This is a genomic window from Caballeronia sp. LjRoot29 (genome assembly GCF_964252755.1).
Taxonomy (GTDB): domain Bacteria; phylum Pseudomonadota; class Gammaproteobacteria; order Burkholderiales; family Burkholderiaceae; genus Caballeronia.
The window spans coordinates 12,378-28,861 of record NZ_CAXUPU020000050.1; the positions used below are offsets into that span (position 1 = coordinate 12,378).

Genomic DNA, 16,484 nt, shown 5'->3' on the forward strand with positions numbered 1-16,484 from the left:
GCTGCGTTGTGCTCACTGCGTCTCTTACCGGTGTTGCAAGTGCCGAAGGCAAATTCACGGACGCTGAAGACGGCAAGTTCGACTTGAGCGACATGCTGCTGTCGCATCGAGGAGTCTTGCCGGTGCCCACTATTGTCACGGAACCCGCAGTTGGCTACGGCCTCGGCCTGGGCCTGCTTTACTTCACCATGCCCAAGCACGATCCCGATCTGCTTCAGGGCGAGGTCAAGAGCGCAGCGCCTCCCAACATCACGGGCGTGGGCGGCTTCGCCACAGGCACGCGTAGCTGGGGTGTCGGGCTGATGCATTTTCACACTTGGGACGAGGACCGGATTCGCTATCTCGGCATTGTCGGCAAAATCAACCTGCATCTGAATTACTACGGTTCAGAAGGCGGATCGCATGCGTATCAGCTAAGTGGTGTGGCCATTGTTCAGCAGCTCTTGTTTCGCTTGGGCAATAGTCCGTGGTACGTCGGCCCTCGCTACACGTTCCTAGATTCCAACACGCGGTTCGACGCCACTCTGCCGAGCGGGCTGACCAGTTTCAAGAACGAGCAGCGAGTCGCCAAGGGCGGTGTCGTCATTGACTACGACACTCGCGACAATTTCTTTTTCCCGGGCAAAGGAACCTACGCGGAGCTTGAGGCGGAAATCGCCCGAGGTGGGCTAGGCAGCACGTCAAATTTCCAGATGGAAACCGCGAGGGGCTACCACTGGATACCGCTCGGTTCATCGTGGGTGCTTGGGCTGCGCGCTGACACGGGATTCTCACAGGGCGATATCCCGTTCTTTGCGCAGCCCTATGTCTCGCTACGAGGCGTGTCCGACGCGAAGTATCAAGACCGGAATCAACTGACAGGCGAGGTCGAGCTCAGGTGGAATTTGGCGCCGCGCTGGTACGTGCTTGGTTTTGGAGGCGCCGGCAAAGCTTACGGCAACCTTCACTCATTGTCGGATGCGCCGGCAGCCTACGGTTTCGGCACAGGTTTTCGCTACCTGATCGCGCGCAAGCTCGGTTTGACGATGGGTATCGATATTGCACGTGGCCCCGGCCAAAACGCGTTCTATGTTCAAGTCGGCAGTGCCTGGCGCTGACGCTCAAACCTGGAATTGAACCCGCATTCACGGCACCCTCGTCCCAATGGCTGGCTAATGAAAAACCACTCGATCCACGCATGCCTGCGCGTCGTTTTGCTCGCAACGTGCTGTTTGATCACCCAGGAAAGCCGGGCAGCGGCCTTCGACGTTCCGGGCGAACTGCCAAGCATGGTTGGCGGTGGCCTTGGGTCTACGACAGACTATGCGGGCGCTAAGGACCGCTTTGTCGGCGCTGTGCCGGGAGTGCGTTATGTCACCGATGGCGGGCGTCTGTTCGAGCTATACGGACCTTATGCCCAGTTCGATCTTGGTGGAGTGACAGGACTGCAATACGGTCCGGCCATAGAACTTCGTCTGGGACGAAGTCATGTTGACGATCCGGTCGTCTCCCAGGTCCACGACGTGCATACCACCGCGGAAGCGGGTGGCTTTGTTGGCTACGAATACGATCACCAAGGCGCTTTCCCGTATCGCCTTCGAGGTTCTGTGACGGTCATGACCAATGCGGGAATTGTGTACACGGGAGCCCGGGTATCGATGAACGGCAGTTTCTGGTTTCCCGTGCAGCGGCGCATTTTTCTAGGCACCGGCGTGGGCGCGAGCTGGGTGAGCCAGGGATTTAATCAGGTGTACTTCGGCGTCACGGACGAGGATTCCGCGCGCAGCGGCCTGCCTGCGTTCAGCCCTTCCGGCGGACTTGAACAGATGACCGGATGGCTCGCTGCGATCTACCAGATCGACAAACACTGGTTCGGCGGAGCGATGATTTATTACCAGCGGATATCAGGCTCGGCGGCTGACAGCCCGATCGTCACGCAGCGCGGCAACCGGAATCAAATTACTTATGGTGTTGGCGTGGCCTACGCATTCAAGTGACTTGCCGGAGACTAAAACCATCCTTCAACAATTTCGCAATTGGACGGCATGTCCACACATCGGGCGCCGTCATCGGGACTGATTTCACCCAGGATGACGCGCACGGCCTGAAGCGTCCAACCGTGTGCGACGACCAGCACTGTCTGCGGGCTGCTCAGTTTCAGGTCGGCGATGAGTGCCCGGACACGCGCAAGCATTCCCGTGAAGGGTTCGCCGTCCGGCGTGGCGGCGGTAGCCGGCGCATGGGCAATGAATCGCTGGAAATCGTCGCCGTGTTTTCCTTCAAATTGGGCACCCACCCGGTTTTCGTTGGCTAGCCGGTTAACGACTTGCGGCACGTTCAATACCTTGTTGGCCAACCACGCCGTTTGCCTCGCACGCAGGAATTCCGAGGTCACAATCAGCTCGATTTTTTCGTCCTTCAGACGTTCGCCCAAGTCCTTGGCCTGTGCTTCGCCCTTCTCGGTCAAATAAAAGCTGGTGCGGGGATTACTGTTGCAAACGCCGCGGACGTTGCACGGATATTCACCATGGCGCGCGAAGATAATACGTTTGGACGCGGTGCTGGGTTCGGACAACCAGTTTGTTTCGGACATGGAGTGAAGAAGGAAAGGGGGACGAGGAGCTTGACGCGATTGTACCAATCCAGGCTTTCTTCCACTCTCTCAGCCGCGTGCGTGCCGCGCAGACACCTCTTGCAAGTCCAGGTCGTGTTCGAGTATGTGGAGCATCTCATCGTGGATGGCGCCGGAACGATGCATGCGCAGCAGCTCCTTGCGCCCTGCAGCGATAGCGGCCAGGACAACATCGTAATGCGTGACGCGCTGCTCATGCGGAAAGTCTGTCCGGTCTCCATACGTTTTGGTGAGCGTCGCACGGTAGGTGTATTGCTCGAGCAGGCGTGGATGGATCACGTTCCCCTCGCTGTCGCGCACAAGCGGTTCAATCGCTGCAAGTTGCGCCGCCTCCAGTCTTGCCCATGCTTGCGGCTCGCTCAGATGTTGATCACCGGCATCCGCGCTGCGATCAGGATTGATCCATTCGATAAGAAGGCCAATGGTCGTGCCTTGCAGCAACACGGTCACCAGGATGACGGCAAACGACGCGACCAGGATCAAGTCCCGTCCGGGCAAGGTTTCCGGAAGCGACAGCGCAACCGCGAGGGTGACCACGCCGCGCATGCCTGCCCAACTCGTTATGGTCGCGGTTCGCCAATCCAGGGTCACGTTCTTGCGGCCGCTCGTGCGCTGCCACAAGCTATTCAGAAACTCGGTAGCGAAGACCCACACGAAGCGCGATAAAACCACCGCGCTAAGCACCGCCGCCACGGCTGGCGCGAGCGTCGTGAGCGCATCGTCGGCGCCCCCTGACCGCGTGACGACTCCGCGAAGCGAGAGCCCGATCAGGATGAATACGAGCGCTTCGAGAAGGAAAATAATGACTTGCCAGAACGCGGTGCCGCGCATGCGGACGTTGGCGCTCAAGATTTCGTGTTGATACCAGCCCAGCGTCAAGCCTGCCGTCACCGTCGCAATGACGCCCGAGACGCCAAGCATTTCGCCGGCAATGTAGCTGATCCATCCCATCAATACGCTGACGGTGATGATGAGATAGTCGTCAGCGAGGCAGCGGATGATCTGCACGATCACGTAGCCAACTACGGCGCCGACCACCACGCCGCCCAGGCCGAGCAGGGCAAAGCTTGCAGCGGCATGTCCAATGCTGAATGTTCCCGTGAGTGCTGCCGCCACGGCGAAGCGAACCAGCACGAGGCCGGCCGCATCGTTGAGCAAGCTTTCTCCTTCGAGGATTGCCATCAGCCTGGCGGGCAGCGCGACGCGTTCGAGCACAGCCTTCGCGGCGATGGCATCGGGCGGCGACACAATAGCGCCGAGCGCGAAGCAGACCGCCCAAGGCAGGCCGGGAACGACCCAATGTGCCACCACGCCGACCACCAGCGTGGTGAACGCAACCGCGCCAATAGCGAGTAGCAGGATGGCGCCGAGATTGCGTTTGAGTTGTTCCCAAACGGTGAAGTAGGCGCCGTCCATGAGGAGCGGCGGCAGGAATACGACAATCATCAGGTCCGGGTCCAGGTGAACGGGAGGGAGACCTGGCACGAAAGCCATGGCAATGCCGCCAACCAATAGCGCGGCAGCGGGCGGCAACTTAAGGCGCTTGGCTAGCAGCTGCAAGCCAATCATCACGATTAGCGAGAGCAGGATAAGCTTGAAAGCGGAGACGGAGGACATGGATTTGCGTGGCGGAGCGTCAAGTAATCGAAGCTTACCTGACGGCGGCATTACGTCGAAATTTATGAGGTGCTTGAGGCTTATGACGGGCGTGTTTGGCTTTGACCTGACCATGACCGTACTATGACGACAACCCGACACTCAAGGTGATTCAATGAACATAGAACGATATAGATGCTTTGGAGCAACGGCGCTGAATGGCAACGACGCGGTGGTCGTCTCGGGTCCTGAGCTCCCGGGCTGGTCTTCAGAGGACCGGCAACAATTCACCATCGAGCAACATGCTCACGCGTGTGTTTTTATCGACGCAGATGGTCCGCTCACGCTGGATTTTTACTACCCGCATGCACGGAGCCCCTTGTGTCTTCACGCGTCGCTGGCTGCTGCTGACCATATCTGGAAGACCGGGCAGCATGAAGATGTTTTGTTGCTGACGTCGAGCATGAAAAAGCAAGCGCTGGCGTTCGATAGAGCCGGCGATACCATCTTCGTATCGGTCGATATACAGCAGGCGGATTTCCCTAACGTTTCCATTGCCGATGCAGCAAGGTTATTGAGCTGCAATCCGGTTGTGATCATGTCGTCGCCTGCGGTGGCTTCTGTAGGCAGCCCTAAGCTTCTCGTCGAAGTGGCTAACGAAGACGTGCTGTATTCCCTTCGCCCGGATCTGGACGGCATCACCGAGTGGGGGCGAGCGAATGACGTCAATGGTTGCTTCGTTTATACGCGAATGGGCGCAAGTCAGAATAAGTACGTGGGCCGCAACTTCAATCATCTCGATGTGACGCTCGAAGACGCAGCTACCGGCGTCGCCGCTGGCGCACTGAGCGTCGGGCTGAATGCGGATATAACGCTGTATCAAGGGCGCAACCTGGATAACCCTTGCGTGATTCGCGCCGCTTGCACCGATGGAAAGATAAGAGTAGGCGGCCGCGTTGCAGTCGGTTCCTGATTAACCTCCTGTACTGGAACGAGCGTTCAACCCCGAGAGACAGCCATGATGCCTACACCCAAGCTCGCTTTTGCAACCGTGATCGGGATTCTGCTCTATCTCGGACTCGCGGTCCTTGGATGGGGTGGCTTCGCTGCTTTCTTCTCGCATCCGGCGCTGACTGTTGTGACTATCGCGACGCTCGTGATGTCGGGCGTGACGATCTTCAGCCGCGTCAACTTGAGCTCGGGCGAGCGTGAGGATCGCGATAACCGCTGGGTTATCGCAGCACTGATCATCCTTGGGCTCCTTCAAGCGTATCTGCCGGCCTATACGGACCGCAATGAATTCTGGACACTCGATGGTGACAACCTCCGCTGGCTTGGCGTGATCTTGTTCATCGTTGGCGGCGTGTTGCGGATATGGCCGGTTTTCGTACTTGGCCACCGGTTCAGCGGGCTCGTTGCCATTCAGCCCGGTCATGCGTTAGTTACGACCGGCATGTATAGCGTCATTCGACATCCGAGCTATCTGGGCCTCCTCGTCAATTCTCTCGGATGGGCGCTGGCGTTTCGTTCCGGCGTCGGCATAGTGCTGACGGTGCTTACCATCGTGCCGCTCGTCGCGCGCATTCGTTCTGAAGAAACGCTGCTGCGCACGCAGTTTGGAGATGAATACGATGCTTACCGTTCCCGTACGTCGCGGCTGATTCCCGGACTCTACTAAGCAGAACAAATCCTTTAGCAAAGCTTGTCTTACCCGATGAAAGATTCGAGCCCGATTCGGTTGACCTTGCAATTGCAACGGGAAGTTTCTGCCGACAACGATTGCGCCCTGTGCGGGCGCTTGCTCATTGCGAGAATGTAACCGTGTAACGCCGTGAAAAATGGCTGTAGCGTGATTGTCGACTTGGCTCTCTAGGATGCATGAACGCAACCCGCTGCGATTCATTCATGCAAGGAGATTCACATGCTCAGCCCTCACGAGTTGTCGACACTGCTCTTGATCCAGCACTCGCCGTTACAGGTGGAACCTCAGTGTTCCGACGTGGCGAGTCTCGAGCATGAGCACCTCGTCAGCATCGACGCGAGCACGAACGGTCGGCCTATGCCGCGGCTGACTTTGCAAGGCTCCGAGTTATTGCAACAGCTGCATCGATTCTGCGCACGTGAGTTTTCTGAGAACCACTGATGCTGCATTTATATACGCCTGCATTTACGCCGGTTCATCGCTGGGTAGCGCCTCCTGTGTCATTACGAGCGCATGCGCAGAGGTGAGAATTGACAGAGCCAGTTCGGGGTCGTCCACTGCGCGCGCCAACGTGATTGCACCCACAATCGTGGCCGCCACGCCGAGTCCCAGCGCTTCATTTCCGTTTTTGCTTTGGTTCGCTCCCCGCGCTGCTTGCGTCAACTGATCCGCAAGCCGCCGCAAGTACGTGGTGTAGAGCGCTTTCACGTCCGCGTTTGCATGCACGGCGTCGCCGGCAAGTGCACATAGCGCGCATCCCGTGCCGGGATTCTCCGCGTGAGCCGGGTGCAGGTAGGCATCGGCGATCGCTTTGAACGGGGTCTTGTCATGTTCCGCCGCCTCGGTCGCGCGTGACATCACGCGTGTCTCTCCCCGCGTCATTGCCTGTTCCAGCGCGGCGACGATCAATGCATCACGCGATGAAAAATGCCCATAGAACGCGCCGTGTGTCAGCCCCGCACTGCGCATGCAGTCGGCGACACCCAGCGCTTCCAGACCGTGCTCGCGGATCTGGCGAGCCGCTACGTCGAGCACCCGTTGCCTGCTCTCCGCCTTCTGTGCCCGTGAAAAACCCATCGCAATCCTCCCTTGACAATCTGCATGATGAAGATAATACTGAATTTGTGGATTATGTTCAACATTCAGTTTGGCGCGGCATCGAACTAAGCGATGCATTCGTTCAGCCGCTACCGGGCGGCGATCACATAGGAGAAGGACCCATGCGATTCACTAACAAGACTGCTCTGATTACGGGCGGAAATAGCGGTATCGGATTTGCGACAGCGAGGCTGCTGATTAGCGAAGGGGCGCGCGTGGCAATCACGGGGCGCGACCGCGCCAAGCTCGACGAGGCAGTGTCGGCACTGGGTGCAAACGCGCTCGGCATTCAGGCGGATCTGGACGATCCCGCTGCAATCGATTCGGTGATCAAGCAAGTCGGCGACGCTTACGGTTCGCTTGATATCGTGTTTGCCAACGCGGGGATTTCAGGGCCAACGCCATTGGGCGGCACGACTGCCGCAGCGTTCGAGGCCATTCTACGTACGAATCTGACGGGCGTGTTTCTCACGGTTCAGGCGGCGCTGCCGTTGATGTCGGCGGGAGGATCGATCGTCCTGAATGGCTCGGTGATGCGTGAGCTTGGCCGGGCGGGGACAGCCGCTTATTCGGCATCCAAGGCAGGTATCACCGGCATGGCGAAGGTGTTCGCGGGCGAGCTTGTGCAGCGCGGCATTCGCGTGAACACCGTGATCCCGGGCGGCACCCGCACGCCGATCTGGACCCGCGGTGCGCGGACGGGCGCGACGATCGACGGCACGGAAGAAGCGTTGTCGCACGCTATTCCAATGGGGCGCTTCGCTGCCGCTGAAGAAGTTGCGGCGGCCGTGGCGTTCCTTGCATCGGATGGTGCATCTGGAATCACGGCGGCCGAGATCGTGGTCGACGGCGGCACGATCGGCGCGCCATGGGGCGCTCCTGCGCTTCGCTAAAAGCCGAGGTTTAATACTGAAGCTGAAGCCAGGCCCCCAAGGCAATGCGTCGAAATGAACGCTTATTTCGAAAGCCTGTTAAGTGCGCGCGTATGATCTACGTCTGGAAGTTTCTGGGGTGATGAACGGTGAGTGGGGAATACCCGTTCACCATTTACCACCGCGAACAAACTGGACGTAGAGGAGAGATTCGACGCATGAAGTTCGACACAGTCGTGCTGGGCGCTGGCATTGTGGGTGTATCGATCGCCATTCATTTGCAAAAGCGCGGCCGCTCGGTCGCGCTGGTGGACCGCAGGCATCCCGGACTCGAAACGTCGTTCGGTAACGCGGGATTGTTGCAGCGCGAGGGCGTCTATCCCTATGCGCTTCCGCGCGACATCGGCACGCTGATGCACTACGCGCGCAACGCGTCCATCGACGTTCATTACCATCGCGACGCATTGCCCGCGCTCGCGCCCTTTCTCTGGGCGTACTGGCGCAATTCCGAACCCGCGCGCCATGCCGCCATCGCGCGTCAGTACGCCACCCTGATCGAACATTGCGTCACCGAGCACGAGATCCTCGCGCACGACGCCGGCGTTGAGTCGTTGTTGCGACCGACGGGCTGGATCAAGGTCTTCCACAGCCCTAAGTCTCAAGATGACGAATTGCGCGACGCCGAGCGGTGGCATCGCGAGTATGGTGTGCAATACAAGCTCCTCGATCCGGCGAAGTTGCAACTCGCCGAGCCGCATCTTGACCGCTCGCTAGTGGGCGGTTTGCATTACACGGATGCGGTGTCGGTGACAGACCCCGGCGCGTTGGTGGCAGGTTACGCGGCCTACTTCGAGCGCCTGGGCGGACGCTTCCTGACTGGCGATGCAACCTCGCTGGAAGCTGAAGGCGACGGCTGGCGCGTGACGACGCAAGACGGTCCGGTCAGTGCGTCGACGGCCGTGATTGCGTTAGGGCCCTGGGCTAAAGACGTGACGTCGGCGCTGGGCTACAAGCTGCCGTTGGCGGTCAAGCGTGGTTATCACATGCATTACGCGCCGCAACCGGGGACGGTGCTCAACCATCCCGTACTGGATGTGGATAACGGTTTCCTGATCGCGCCGATGGCACGCGGTATTCGACTGACAACAGGCGTTGAACTGGCGGATCGTGATGCGCCGAAGACGCCTGTGCAATTGATGCGCGCCGAGCCCATGGCGCGTACGTTGTTCCCGCTGGGCGAGCGGGTTGACGACGAACCGTGGATGGGCCGGCGTCCGTGTACTCCCGACATGATGCCGATCATTGGCCCCGCGCCGCGTCACAAGACCATGTGGTTTGCATTCGGACACGCGCATCACGGCTTGACGCTGGGTGCGGTCACGGGCCGGCTGATCGCGTCCATGATGACGGGAGAAGAACCGTTCGTCGATGTCACGCCGTTCAGGGCAGACCGTTTCGAATCGATTTGAAAGCGGCCGCCTCAAGCGGGACCTGCTCTGAAAATTTGCCGATAGCCCCGTAGAATTGGGGCTTCGCCCCAAGCGTGTCGCGCTCGTTTCGGCTTAAGCAACACAAGCCACGTAAGCCGAACGTTGAATCCCGACCCTCATCCTGCCTACGCCAATGAACGCTACCGCTACCGAAAACCCCGTGAATCAACCTGAAATCTGGCTGATCCGTCATGGTGAAACCGAATGGAGCCTGTCTGGTCAGCACACGGGCCGCACCGATATTCCACTGACGGAACACGGGCGCGAACAGGCGCGTTCTCTGCGGCCGGTACTCGCGGCGCAACCCTTTGACCTCGTGCTATGCAGCCCGATGTCCCGTGCTCGCGACACCTGCGCCGAGGCAGGTCTTGGTGCTCAAGCCGAAGTAGAGCCGCGCCTGAGCGAATGGAACTACGGTATCTATGAAGGCCGCAAGACGCACGATATCCGCGCTGAGGATCCGGACTGGGCCGTGTGGACATCGCCAATACCTGAAGGCGAAAACGTAAATGATATCCAGGCGCGCGCCGAGTCTCTGATCGAGCGGCTGCTTGCCACGAAAGGGCGCATTGCGCTGTTCTCGCACGCCCATTTTCTGCGCGTTCTGGGCGCTTGCTGGATGAACGATTCAGCGGCGCTAGGCGCACATTTGCTACTCGATACCGCGTCAGTCAGCGTGCTTGGTTTCGATCGCGAAAGCAGGGCGCTCAAGCAATGGAACGTGCGTTATCCGCTATCGTAACGCAGGGCTGTCCAGCGGCTAGAACAAGTCCTCGTGCCGGCAATTCACGAGGATCTCCGCGACGCTCGCCGTATTCGGCATCGCAATGGTGTTCGCAATCAGTAAGGCCAGATCCTCAGGCTGGGTCATCGCCTGGGGTTCCAGGTCGGCTATGCCCGCTGCCATGTCGGTATTCACGAAGCCGGGGCAGATCGCGGTCGCGCGGATACCGTCATCCCAACCGGCTCGCCGCACGGCATGATTCAACGCGATCACCGCATGTTTCGACATCTGGTAACCCGCGTTCAGGTTTTTCACGCGCTTGCCCGATAGCGATGCAATCTGCACGACGCGTGCGTCGCCGGGTTTGCGCAGATGCGGCAACGCGGCCTGGATGAGGCGGAAGGGCGCCTTCACGTTGATGTCGAGTGTCTCTTCAAGCTGTTCACTCGTGCCGTCCTCAAGCGTGATGTGCGTGCAGATTCCTGCGTTGTTGATCAGCACATCGATGCGGCCAAAATGCTCGACAGTCGCGTCCACCCAACGTTGCCCGCTTAGCGGATCGCGTGCTTCATACGCGAACGTGAATGCATCGAAGGGGATGTGCGACGAGGAAGGGTCACGCATGCCCAATGACAGCCGATAACCGCGCCGATGCAATTCCGTCGCCACCGCCAGGCCTATGCCGCGATTCGCGCCGGAAATCATCGCTACCTTATCCATGGTCCAGGTCCTTGCTTAAAAGCCTGCATCGATAACAATCTTCGTCCCGTCACTAAAACGGCTTAGCCGGAACATGTGTGGATCGACTAGCGGTGTGTCGTTGGTGACCAGATCCGCCATGAGTTTTCCCGCAGCCGGACCTATGCCGAATCCATGCCCTGAAAACCCTGTGCCGATGAACAACCCCGGTACGCTTTCAACGCTCGATATCACGGGAATGGCATCCGGCGTCACGTCCATGAGACCCGCCCAACGCTGCGCAATGCGCGCACCGCTCATGTGCGGAAAGACCTTCACGAACTCACGCAGGCCGGCATCGGTATAAGCGGTAATCGGCTCGGGATCGAGCGTGCGAACGTCCTCAAAGGCCGTCCGTTGATCGAGTGCCCAATGACGCGGTCGACGCAGTTCATCGAAGAAACGCGCGCCTAGTCCGACCCGCAACGCGCCCATCTGACTCTTGAGTGCGGGGATATATTGGGGAAGCAAACGGAAGCTGTCAGGCGTGATATCCGTGTAAGTGCGAAAGCCGAATGCAATCGTATAACCGCCGTCCGCGCGCTTGCGGAATGCGAATTCCTTGTTGCTGGCACTGACCGCTGGGCCGCCTTCAATAGGGGATGTCCGCAACACGGAAGCCTTCACCATCAACTGCGGCACGTTGACGTCCAGATTCCCGCAGAAGAGCCGTGACCACGCGCCGCCCGCAACCACCACGCTGTTGCAGCGGATCGTTCCTAGCTCGGTGACCACCGCGCTGACGCGTCCAGCGCTTGTTTCCACGCCGCGCACCGCGCAGGGAGTGAGGATTTTCACGCCGCGTTTGCGCAGTGCATTGGCTATTGCCGGCGCGGCTTTCTGCGGTTCCGCGCGGCCATCGCCGGGCGTGTACAGGCCGCCCTTGAAAGATTTCGCTGCACCCGGCAGCAAATCGGCCACGGTCTTCGGATCGACTTCACGCGTGTCGAACGCATCGTTGCCGGCCACGGCCCGCGCCTTTTCAAGCCATTCGCGATGCCCTTCCATCTTCGCGTCGTCGTTAGCCATGTACAGGATGCCGCATTGCTTGAAGCCGGTATCGATGCCAAGCGTTTGATCAAGCGTGCGCCACAGCTTCAGACTTTCTATGCTTAGTTCGAACTCGCGCATGTCGCGATGCGTGACCCGCACCCAACCCCAGTTGCGGCTGGATTGTTCGCCTGCTATGTATCCCTTCTCGCATACGGCGACGCGCAGGCCTTTATCGCTTAGATACAACGCCGTACTGACGCCAATAATCCCGCCACCGACCACCACGACATCCACTTCGTCCGGCAGGGTGGTGTCGTTGGTGACGGTCTCGACTGGTGGTCCCATAAAGTGGTTTTTCCCGCCTTTAGTTGTGTTGTTCGGCCATGCCCGTGCGTGCGGCTGCGGCCGCTTGACGCTTGAGTTGCTTGCGCGTGGTGGCCGTACTTGTGCCGTATCGCGGATTCGAATGCCGGTTGGTCCAGCGGTCAATGTGATTGATCGCGTGCGTGAGCGGCACGGTAATCAACAAGTAGACGAACCCGGCGGCAACCAGTGGAGACAGATTGGCCGTGTTCACCGAGGTGTTCTGCCCGATCGTGAACAAGTCCCGTTGCGAAGTCAGAAGACCGAGAAAATAAACGAGGCTTGAGTCCTTTACGATCGATATGAACTGGTTAGCCAGCGCGGGCAAAATGCGCCGGATACCTTGCGGCACCACCACGTGACGCATGGCAGTCCAGTACGTCATGCCGAGCGCCTGACACGCGGAGAGTTGCCCTTTGCCCACGCTCTGAATGCCCGAACGAAATATCTCGGCTATATACGCCGAAGAAATCAATCCGAGCGCCACGATGGCAAGCGGGTACGGGTTCGGTCCGAACACCGCGAGCCCGACCGGCGCCAGTCCTTGCCCGACGAGCAGGATCACGAGCGCCGCCGGCAGACCGCGAAAGACCTCCACGAACACTCGCGCAGGCACTTCGAGCCAGCGCATATGCGACACCGCCATCAGCGCCAGAACCATGCCCGCGATGATCCCGAGCAAGGTCGAGAACAGTGACAGCACGAGCGTATTCACGAGCCCGGTTTCGAGCAGCGAAGGCAGCGATCCCGTGAGCAACTGCCAGTCGAGGAAGTTCTGCAGGAATGCATTCATGGCGCTCTCCGAATCATGTCGGCAAAAATTCAGCTACCGGTTTTCATTACGTAGGGCGGCAGGCTGGCAGGTTTCGGATAACCAGGATGGAACTGCGTATAGAGCTTCATCCAGGTGCCGTCGGCCACCAACTCGTTAAGCGTCTTGTTGACCGCCGCTTCGAGCTTCGCGTTGCCTTTGCGTATCGGAAATCCTGCGGGCAGGTTGATCGCGGAAATATCCAGCTTGTCAGCAAGATTCAACTGCGGGTACTTGCTTTGCAGACCGTCGACGAGCGATTTATCGATGAAGAAGCCATCGATATATTTCGAGCGCAGGGAAAGGAAACCCGCGTTCACGTTAGGGAACCGCACGATCTGCGCGCCCGGCAAGTAGCTATCCGAATACGTGTCTTCAATCGTACCTTGCACTACGCCAATGCGCTTGTCCTTGACCGACGCCTTGTCACTTGTGATCGCGCTATCGGGCAAGGTCGTTACGCTGAGCAGCCCAGTGAGATAACCCTCGGAGAAATCGACCATCTTGAGACGGTCCGTCGTGATCGAGATCGATCCGGCGGCGAGATCGATCTGCTGGTTCGACACACTCGGCAGCAAGCCGCTGAAATCCTGCGCACGGAAGTCCACGCTCAATCCGAGCTTCGCGCCAATCGCGCGCAGCAACTCGACGTCGAAGCCGGTCATCTTGCCGTTATCGATGTAGGAGTACGGCTTGTTGTTAGCATCCACGCCGGCCATCAGCTTGCCTGGCGCTAACGTGCCGACGTCGTCGGCATAGGCGTTGGTAGCGGCCATCAACGAGAAGGAAGCGACGAGAGAAACAAGACCGAGAAAATGTCGAAACCGCATGATGTTGCTCCAGGGAAAACCAGCGATGAAATGAAAATGCGATGGGTCGATGCAGCCTCACTACCAAGCCTGAAACACGAACGTCAGGACAACGCGCCGCGCACGCGTCCGTTCCAGCAATCGTCGAGTTGATACAGCACGGCGCCCACCGGCACGCTCAAGTTGCGCGCCATGCCGCCCGGACTCAGCGGGAACGAACCTTCGCCGAATGCGCCGGGCGCGGCATCGAGACGTAGCAGTGTTCTTGCAATGCGCTGCCCGAGGTAACTCATCAACGCGACGCCGTTGCCGTTGCAGCCGAGTGCGTAAAACACGCCATCGCGCTCGCCGATATGCGCGAGCTTGTCGCCGGTCATCGCAACGTAACCCTTCCATGCGTGCGTGATTCGCACGTCGCGCAACGCGGGCCAGAGTTGCACCATTTTCTTGTGCAGGATTCGCGCGGCTTCGCGTTCACCTACTTCACGAAACGATGGCCGCGAGCCGAACAACATGCGCGTGCCGTCGGGAGAAGGACGCGTATAGAACAAGTTGCGCTTCGAGTCGCTAATCATGCGGCGGCCTGGATTCAAGACATCCATGAGGCCTGGCGGCAACGGTTCAGTAGCGATCTGATAACTCGCCACCGGCAGCACGCGACGCGAGAAAAAGGGCAACAGGTGCCCGGTATAACCGTTGGTCGCGACCAGCACTTGCTTCGCATCAATCTTGCCGCGCGCTGTGTGGACAGCAAAGCGTTCGCCGGTCCGTTCAATCCGTTCCACGGCAGCGTGTGAATGCAGGCTTGCGCCGCATCGCCGCGCAAGCTCGCGTAGCGCACGATGATATTTCGCCGTATGCAGGCCGCCGTATTCATCCACGAGAATGCCGCCGTAGTAGTAGTCCGATCCCACCACGGCGCGTTGCTCCGCACGCGTGATCACGTGAACCGTCACGCCGGTTTTCTCGCGCAGCAGTTCACCTTGCAGACGCAGGCGCTCGAAGTGCCTGGGCGTGAACGCACCAAAAAAACGGCCGGTTATCTGCAGGTCGGCGTCGAGCGACTCGCTGGTTATCAGGTGCTTGAGATAGTCGAAACTCGCCGAGGATTCCGCCATCAAGCGCCCAAGCCTTTCCGCCGATACCCCGCGAATGGCGTTGGTCAGCGCCAGTTTTTGCCCGCTCGACACCATGCCGCCGCTGCGCGTGCTGCCGCCCGCGCCGATCTCGGCGGCATCCAGCACCGCGACGGATTGCCCGTGCCGCGCCGCTTCCGCAGCAGCCGATAACCCGCAATAGCCGCTTCCCACGATCACCAGATCCACGCTTGACGGCAGCGCGACGCGCGACGTTTCGGGCGGCGCGGCGTCCCACCAATACGGGGCGATGCGAAAGTCATCGTGGAAAAGCAGGGCGTCGGCTCGCATGGTTTGCTGTGAGTGACTAATTGCAACCAGTCTAGAAGCGCTTCCGCCATCCGGTCAAATACGGCCAAAAAGGTCTTCTATTCATTTTTGATATGACAAGCTTCCAGGTGGCGTGGGCAAAACCGGGAATAGACACACATGAATCAGAGGCAAATTGAAGCGTTCAGGCTGGTGATGCTGCGGGGATCGATGACCGCAGCGGCCGAAGAACTTGGTACGTCGCAACCTAGCGTCAGCCGCTTGATTGCGGAGCTGGAGGCGTCGACGGGACTCGCGCTTTTCACCCGCAACGGCGGCCGAATCCAGGCCACCGATGCAGGCACGGCTTTCTATCGCGAGGTCGATCGGAGTTTCGTGGGACTCGAAAAGCTCGGTCATTCAGCGCGGGAAATCCGCCAGTTCGGCAGCGGCCGGTTGCGGCTGGTTGCGCCGCCGGTGCTGGCACTATCGTTCGTACCCCTTGTGATCGAGCGCTTTCTTGCGGGGTATCCGCGTATAGCGGTGTCGCTGGAAATGCGCAGCGAGGGAACGATCCAGCGCTGGGCATCGTCGGCGTATTGCGATGTTGGTTTTGCTACGACAACGCCCGATGCGTTCGGCGTGACCAGCGCGGCGTTGTATCGGCTAGCGGGTGTTTGCGCGCTGCCCGCGCAGCATCCGCTCACTGCGCGCAAGCGCATTCATGCGCGTGACTTGAGGGATCAGGCGCTCATCCTGCCGTCCTATGCCGACGACACCCGCTCGTCGCTCGACCGCGCGTTGCGGCAAGCCGGCGTGAACCAGGCGCCGGTCATCGAAACGCCTTACGGCGCCACTATTTGCGCGATGGTCGCGCGTGGCCTGGGTGTGGGCGTGGTGAATCCGCTGGCCACATCCGATACCAATCCCGCGCGCATTGTGTTCCGGCCGTTCGCGCCAGAAGTGATGTTTCGCGGCTTCACGGTTTGCCCTCAGTTACAGCATCCGAACCCGCTGGTGAAGGCTTTTCTGGATCTGACCAACGAAACGATGGACATTGAGGCGGCGCGCTTGCGTGCGACCCCGGATCTTTTCTGCTAGATTGATTTTCCCGTTTAGTGCCATGCATCCGGCGCTTCAATCGACCATGCCTTCGCCCATTGCTTTTTCATCCGCGCTCAATACGTTTAGCCCGCTCGCGAACCGGGCGAGGATCTGGCGCGAGCCGGCGCTGGCGAATGCCGAATTGTTGCGGCGGCTTATCGGGCGCATCAATTCCCGCCTCATGCACA

At 59.5% G+C, this 16,484-nt stretch carries 17 protein-coding genes; 8 read left to right on the forward strand and 9 right to left on the reverse strand.

Going from position 1 to position 16,484, the window contains the following annotated elements; genetic code table 11:
* The first annotated feature begins 8 nt into the window (after positions 1-8).
* Both ACSQ83_RS33170 and ACSQ83_RS33175 read left to right on the forward strand, forming a co-directional pair.
* Positions 9-1,097, forward strand: coding sequence for a BamA/TamA family outer membrane protein (locus ACSQ83_RS33170; RefSeq protein WP_436231020.1), 1,089 nt, complete (start codon positions 9-11; stop codon positions 1,095-1,097).
* A 57-nt stretch (positions 1,098-1,154) separates the two neighbouring features.
* Complete coding sequence (locus tag ACSQ83_RS33175) at positions 1,155-1,976, forward strand: MipA/OmpV family protein (RefSeq protein ID WP_414968893.1); 822 nt, start codon at positions 1,155-1,157, stop codon at positions 1,974-1,976.
* Positions 1,977-1,987: 11 nt separating this feature from the next.
* On the opposite strand, the gene ACSQ83_RS33180 is transcribed toward ACSQ83_RS33175, so the two are convergent.
* Together ACSQ83_RS33180 and ACSQ83_RS33185 are read right to left on the reverse strand one after the other, a co-directional pair.
* The gene (locus ACSQ83_RS33180; protein WP_436231021.1) at positions 1,988-2,620 is read right to left on the reverse strand and encodes a histidine phosphatase family protein; all 633 of its coding nucleotides are present in this window, start codon (positions 2,618-2,620) and stop codon (positions 1,988-1,990) included.
* A gap of 21 nt (positions 2,621-2,641) precedes the next feature.
* On the reverse strand, positions 2,642-4,228 hold the full coding sequence (locus ACSQ83_RS33185) for a Na+/H+ antiporter (RefSeq protein WP_436231022.1): 1,587 nt from the start codon (positions 4,226-4,228) through the stop codon (positions 2,642-2,644).
* A 154-nt stretch (positions 4,229-4,382) separates the two neighbouring features.
* Between ACSQ83_RS33185 and ACSQ83_RS33190 the strand changes: the two genes are divergently transcribed.
* On the forward strand, positions 4,383-5,180 hold the full coding sequence (locus tag ACSQ83_RS33190) for a PhzF family phenazine biosynthesis protein (protein ID WP_436231023.1): 798 nt from the start codon (positions 4,383-4,385) through the stop codon (positions 5,178-5,180).
* A gap of 45 nt (positions 5,181-5,225) precedes the next feature.
* The gene (locus ACSQ83_RS33195) at positions 5,226-5,885 is read left to right on the forward strand and encodes a methyltransferase family protein (RefSeq protein ID WP_414949838.1); all 660 of its coding nucleotides are present in this window, start codon (positions 5,226-5,228) and stop codon (positions 5,883-5,885) included.
* A gap of 489 nt (positions 5,886-6,374) precedes the next feature.
* Here the strand turns inward: ACSQ83_RS33195 and ACSQ83_RS33200 are convergent, their stop codons facing one another.
* A complete protein-coding gene (locus ACSQ83_RS33200) occupies positions 6,375-6,986 on the reverse strand; it encodes a TetR/AcrR family transcriptional regulator (protein WP_436231024.1) in 612 nt (203 codons plus the stop codon).
* 143 nt (positions 6,987-7,129) lie between these two features.
* Here ACSQ83_RS33200 and ACSQ83_RS33205 point away from each other — a divergent pair, with 143 nt between their 5' ends.
* The 3 genes from ACSQ83_RS33205 to ACSQ83_RS33215 all read left to right on the forward strand — a co-directional run bounded on the left by ACSQ83_RS33205 (position 7,130) and on the right by ACSQ83_RS33215 (position 10,111).
* Positions 7,130-7,900, forward strand: coding sequence for an SDR family NAD(P)-dependent oxidoreductase (locus tag ACSQ83_RS33205; RefSeq protein WP_414949840.1), 771 nt, complete (start codon positions 7,130-7,132; stop codon positions 7,898-7,900).
* A gap of 197 nt (positions 7,901-8,097) precedes the next feature.
* Positions 8,098-9,348, forward strand: a complete 1,251-nt coding sequence (locus ACSQ83_RS33210) for an NAD(P)/FAD-dependent oxidoreductase (protein ID WP_414949841.1) — start codon at positions 8,098-8,100, stop codon at positions 9,346-9,348.
* Positions 9,349-9,529: 181 nt separating this feature from the next.
* Positions 9,530-10,111: a histidine phosphatase family protein gene (locus ACSQ83_RS33215; RefSeq protein WP_436231025.1), complete on the forward strand. Its 582-nt coding sequence runs from the start codon at positions 9,530-9,532 to the stop codon at positions 10,109-10,111.
* An 18-nt stretch (positions 10,112-10,129) separates the two neighbouring features.
* Here the strand turns inward: ACSQ83_RS33215 and ACSQ83_RS33220 are convergent, their stop codons facing one another.
* The 5 genes from ACSQ83_RS33220 to ACSQ83_RS33240 form a co-directional block, all read right to left on the reverse strand.
* On the reverse strand, positions 10,130-10,813 hold the full coding sequence (locus ACSQ83_RS33220; protein WP_436231026.1) for an SDR family NAD(P)-dependent oxidoreductase: 684 nt from the start codon (positions 10,811-10,813) through the stop codon (positions 10,130-10,132).
* Positions 10,814-10,828: 15 nt separating this feature from the next.
* Positions 10,829-12,169 carry an NAD(P)/FAD-dependent oxidoreductase gene (locus tag ACSQ83_RS33225; protein WP_436231027.1) on the reverse strand — a complete coding sequence of 447 codons (1,341 nt, stop codon included), beginning with the start codon at positions 12,167-12,169 and terminating at the stop codon, positions 10,829-10,831.
* Between the two features lie 19 nt (positions 12,170-12,188).
* Positions 12,189-12,980: an amino acid ABC transporter permease gene (locus tag ACSQ83_RS33230; RefSeq protein WP_436231028.1), complete on the reverse strand. Its 792-nt coding sequence runs from the start codon at positions 12,978-12,980 to the stop codon at positions 12,189-12,191.
* Positions 12,981-13,009: 29 nt separating this feature from the next.
* Positions 13,010-13,828, reverse strand: coding sequence for a substrate-binding periplasmic protein (locus ACSQ83_RS33235; protein WP_436231029.1), 819 nt, complete (start codon positions 13,826-13,828; stop codon positions 13,010-13,012).
* An 83-nt stretch (positions 13,829-13,911) separates the two neighbouring features.
* Entirely contained in the window at positions 13,912-15,234 is a 1,323-nt protein-coding gene (locus ACSQ83_RS33240; protein WP_436231030.1) for an NAD(P)/FAD-dependent oxidoreductase, read from the reverse strand.
* A gap of 138 nt (positions 15,235-15,372) precedes the next feature.
* Between ACSQ83_RS33240 and ACSQ83_RS33245 the strand changes: the two genes are divergently transcribed.
* Entirely contained in the window at positions 15,373-16,293 is a 921-nt protein-coding gene (locus ACSQ83_RS33245; RefSeq protein ID WP_436231031.1) for a LysR substrate-binding domain-containing protein, read from the forward strand.
* 36 nt (positions 16,294-16,329) lie between these two features.
* On the opposite strand, the gene ACSQ83_RS33250 is transcribed toward ACSQ83_RS33245, so the two are convergent.
* A complete protein-coding gene (locus tag ACSQ83_RS33250) occupies positions 16,330-16,464 on the reverse strand; it encodes a hypothetical protein (RefSeq protein WP_436231032.1) in 135 nt (44 codons plus the stop codon).
* Between the last annotated feature and the right edge of the window lie 20 nt (positions 16,465-16,484).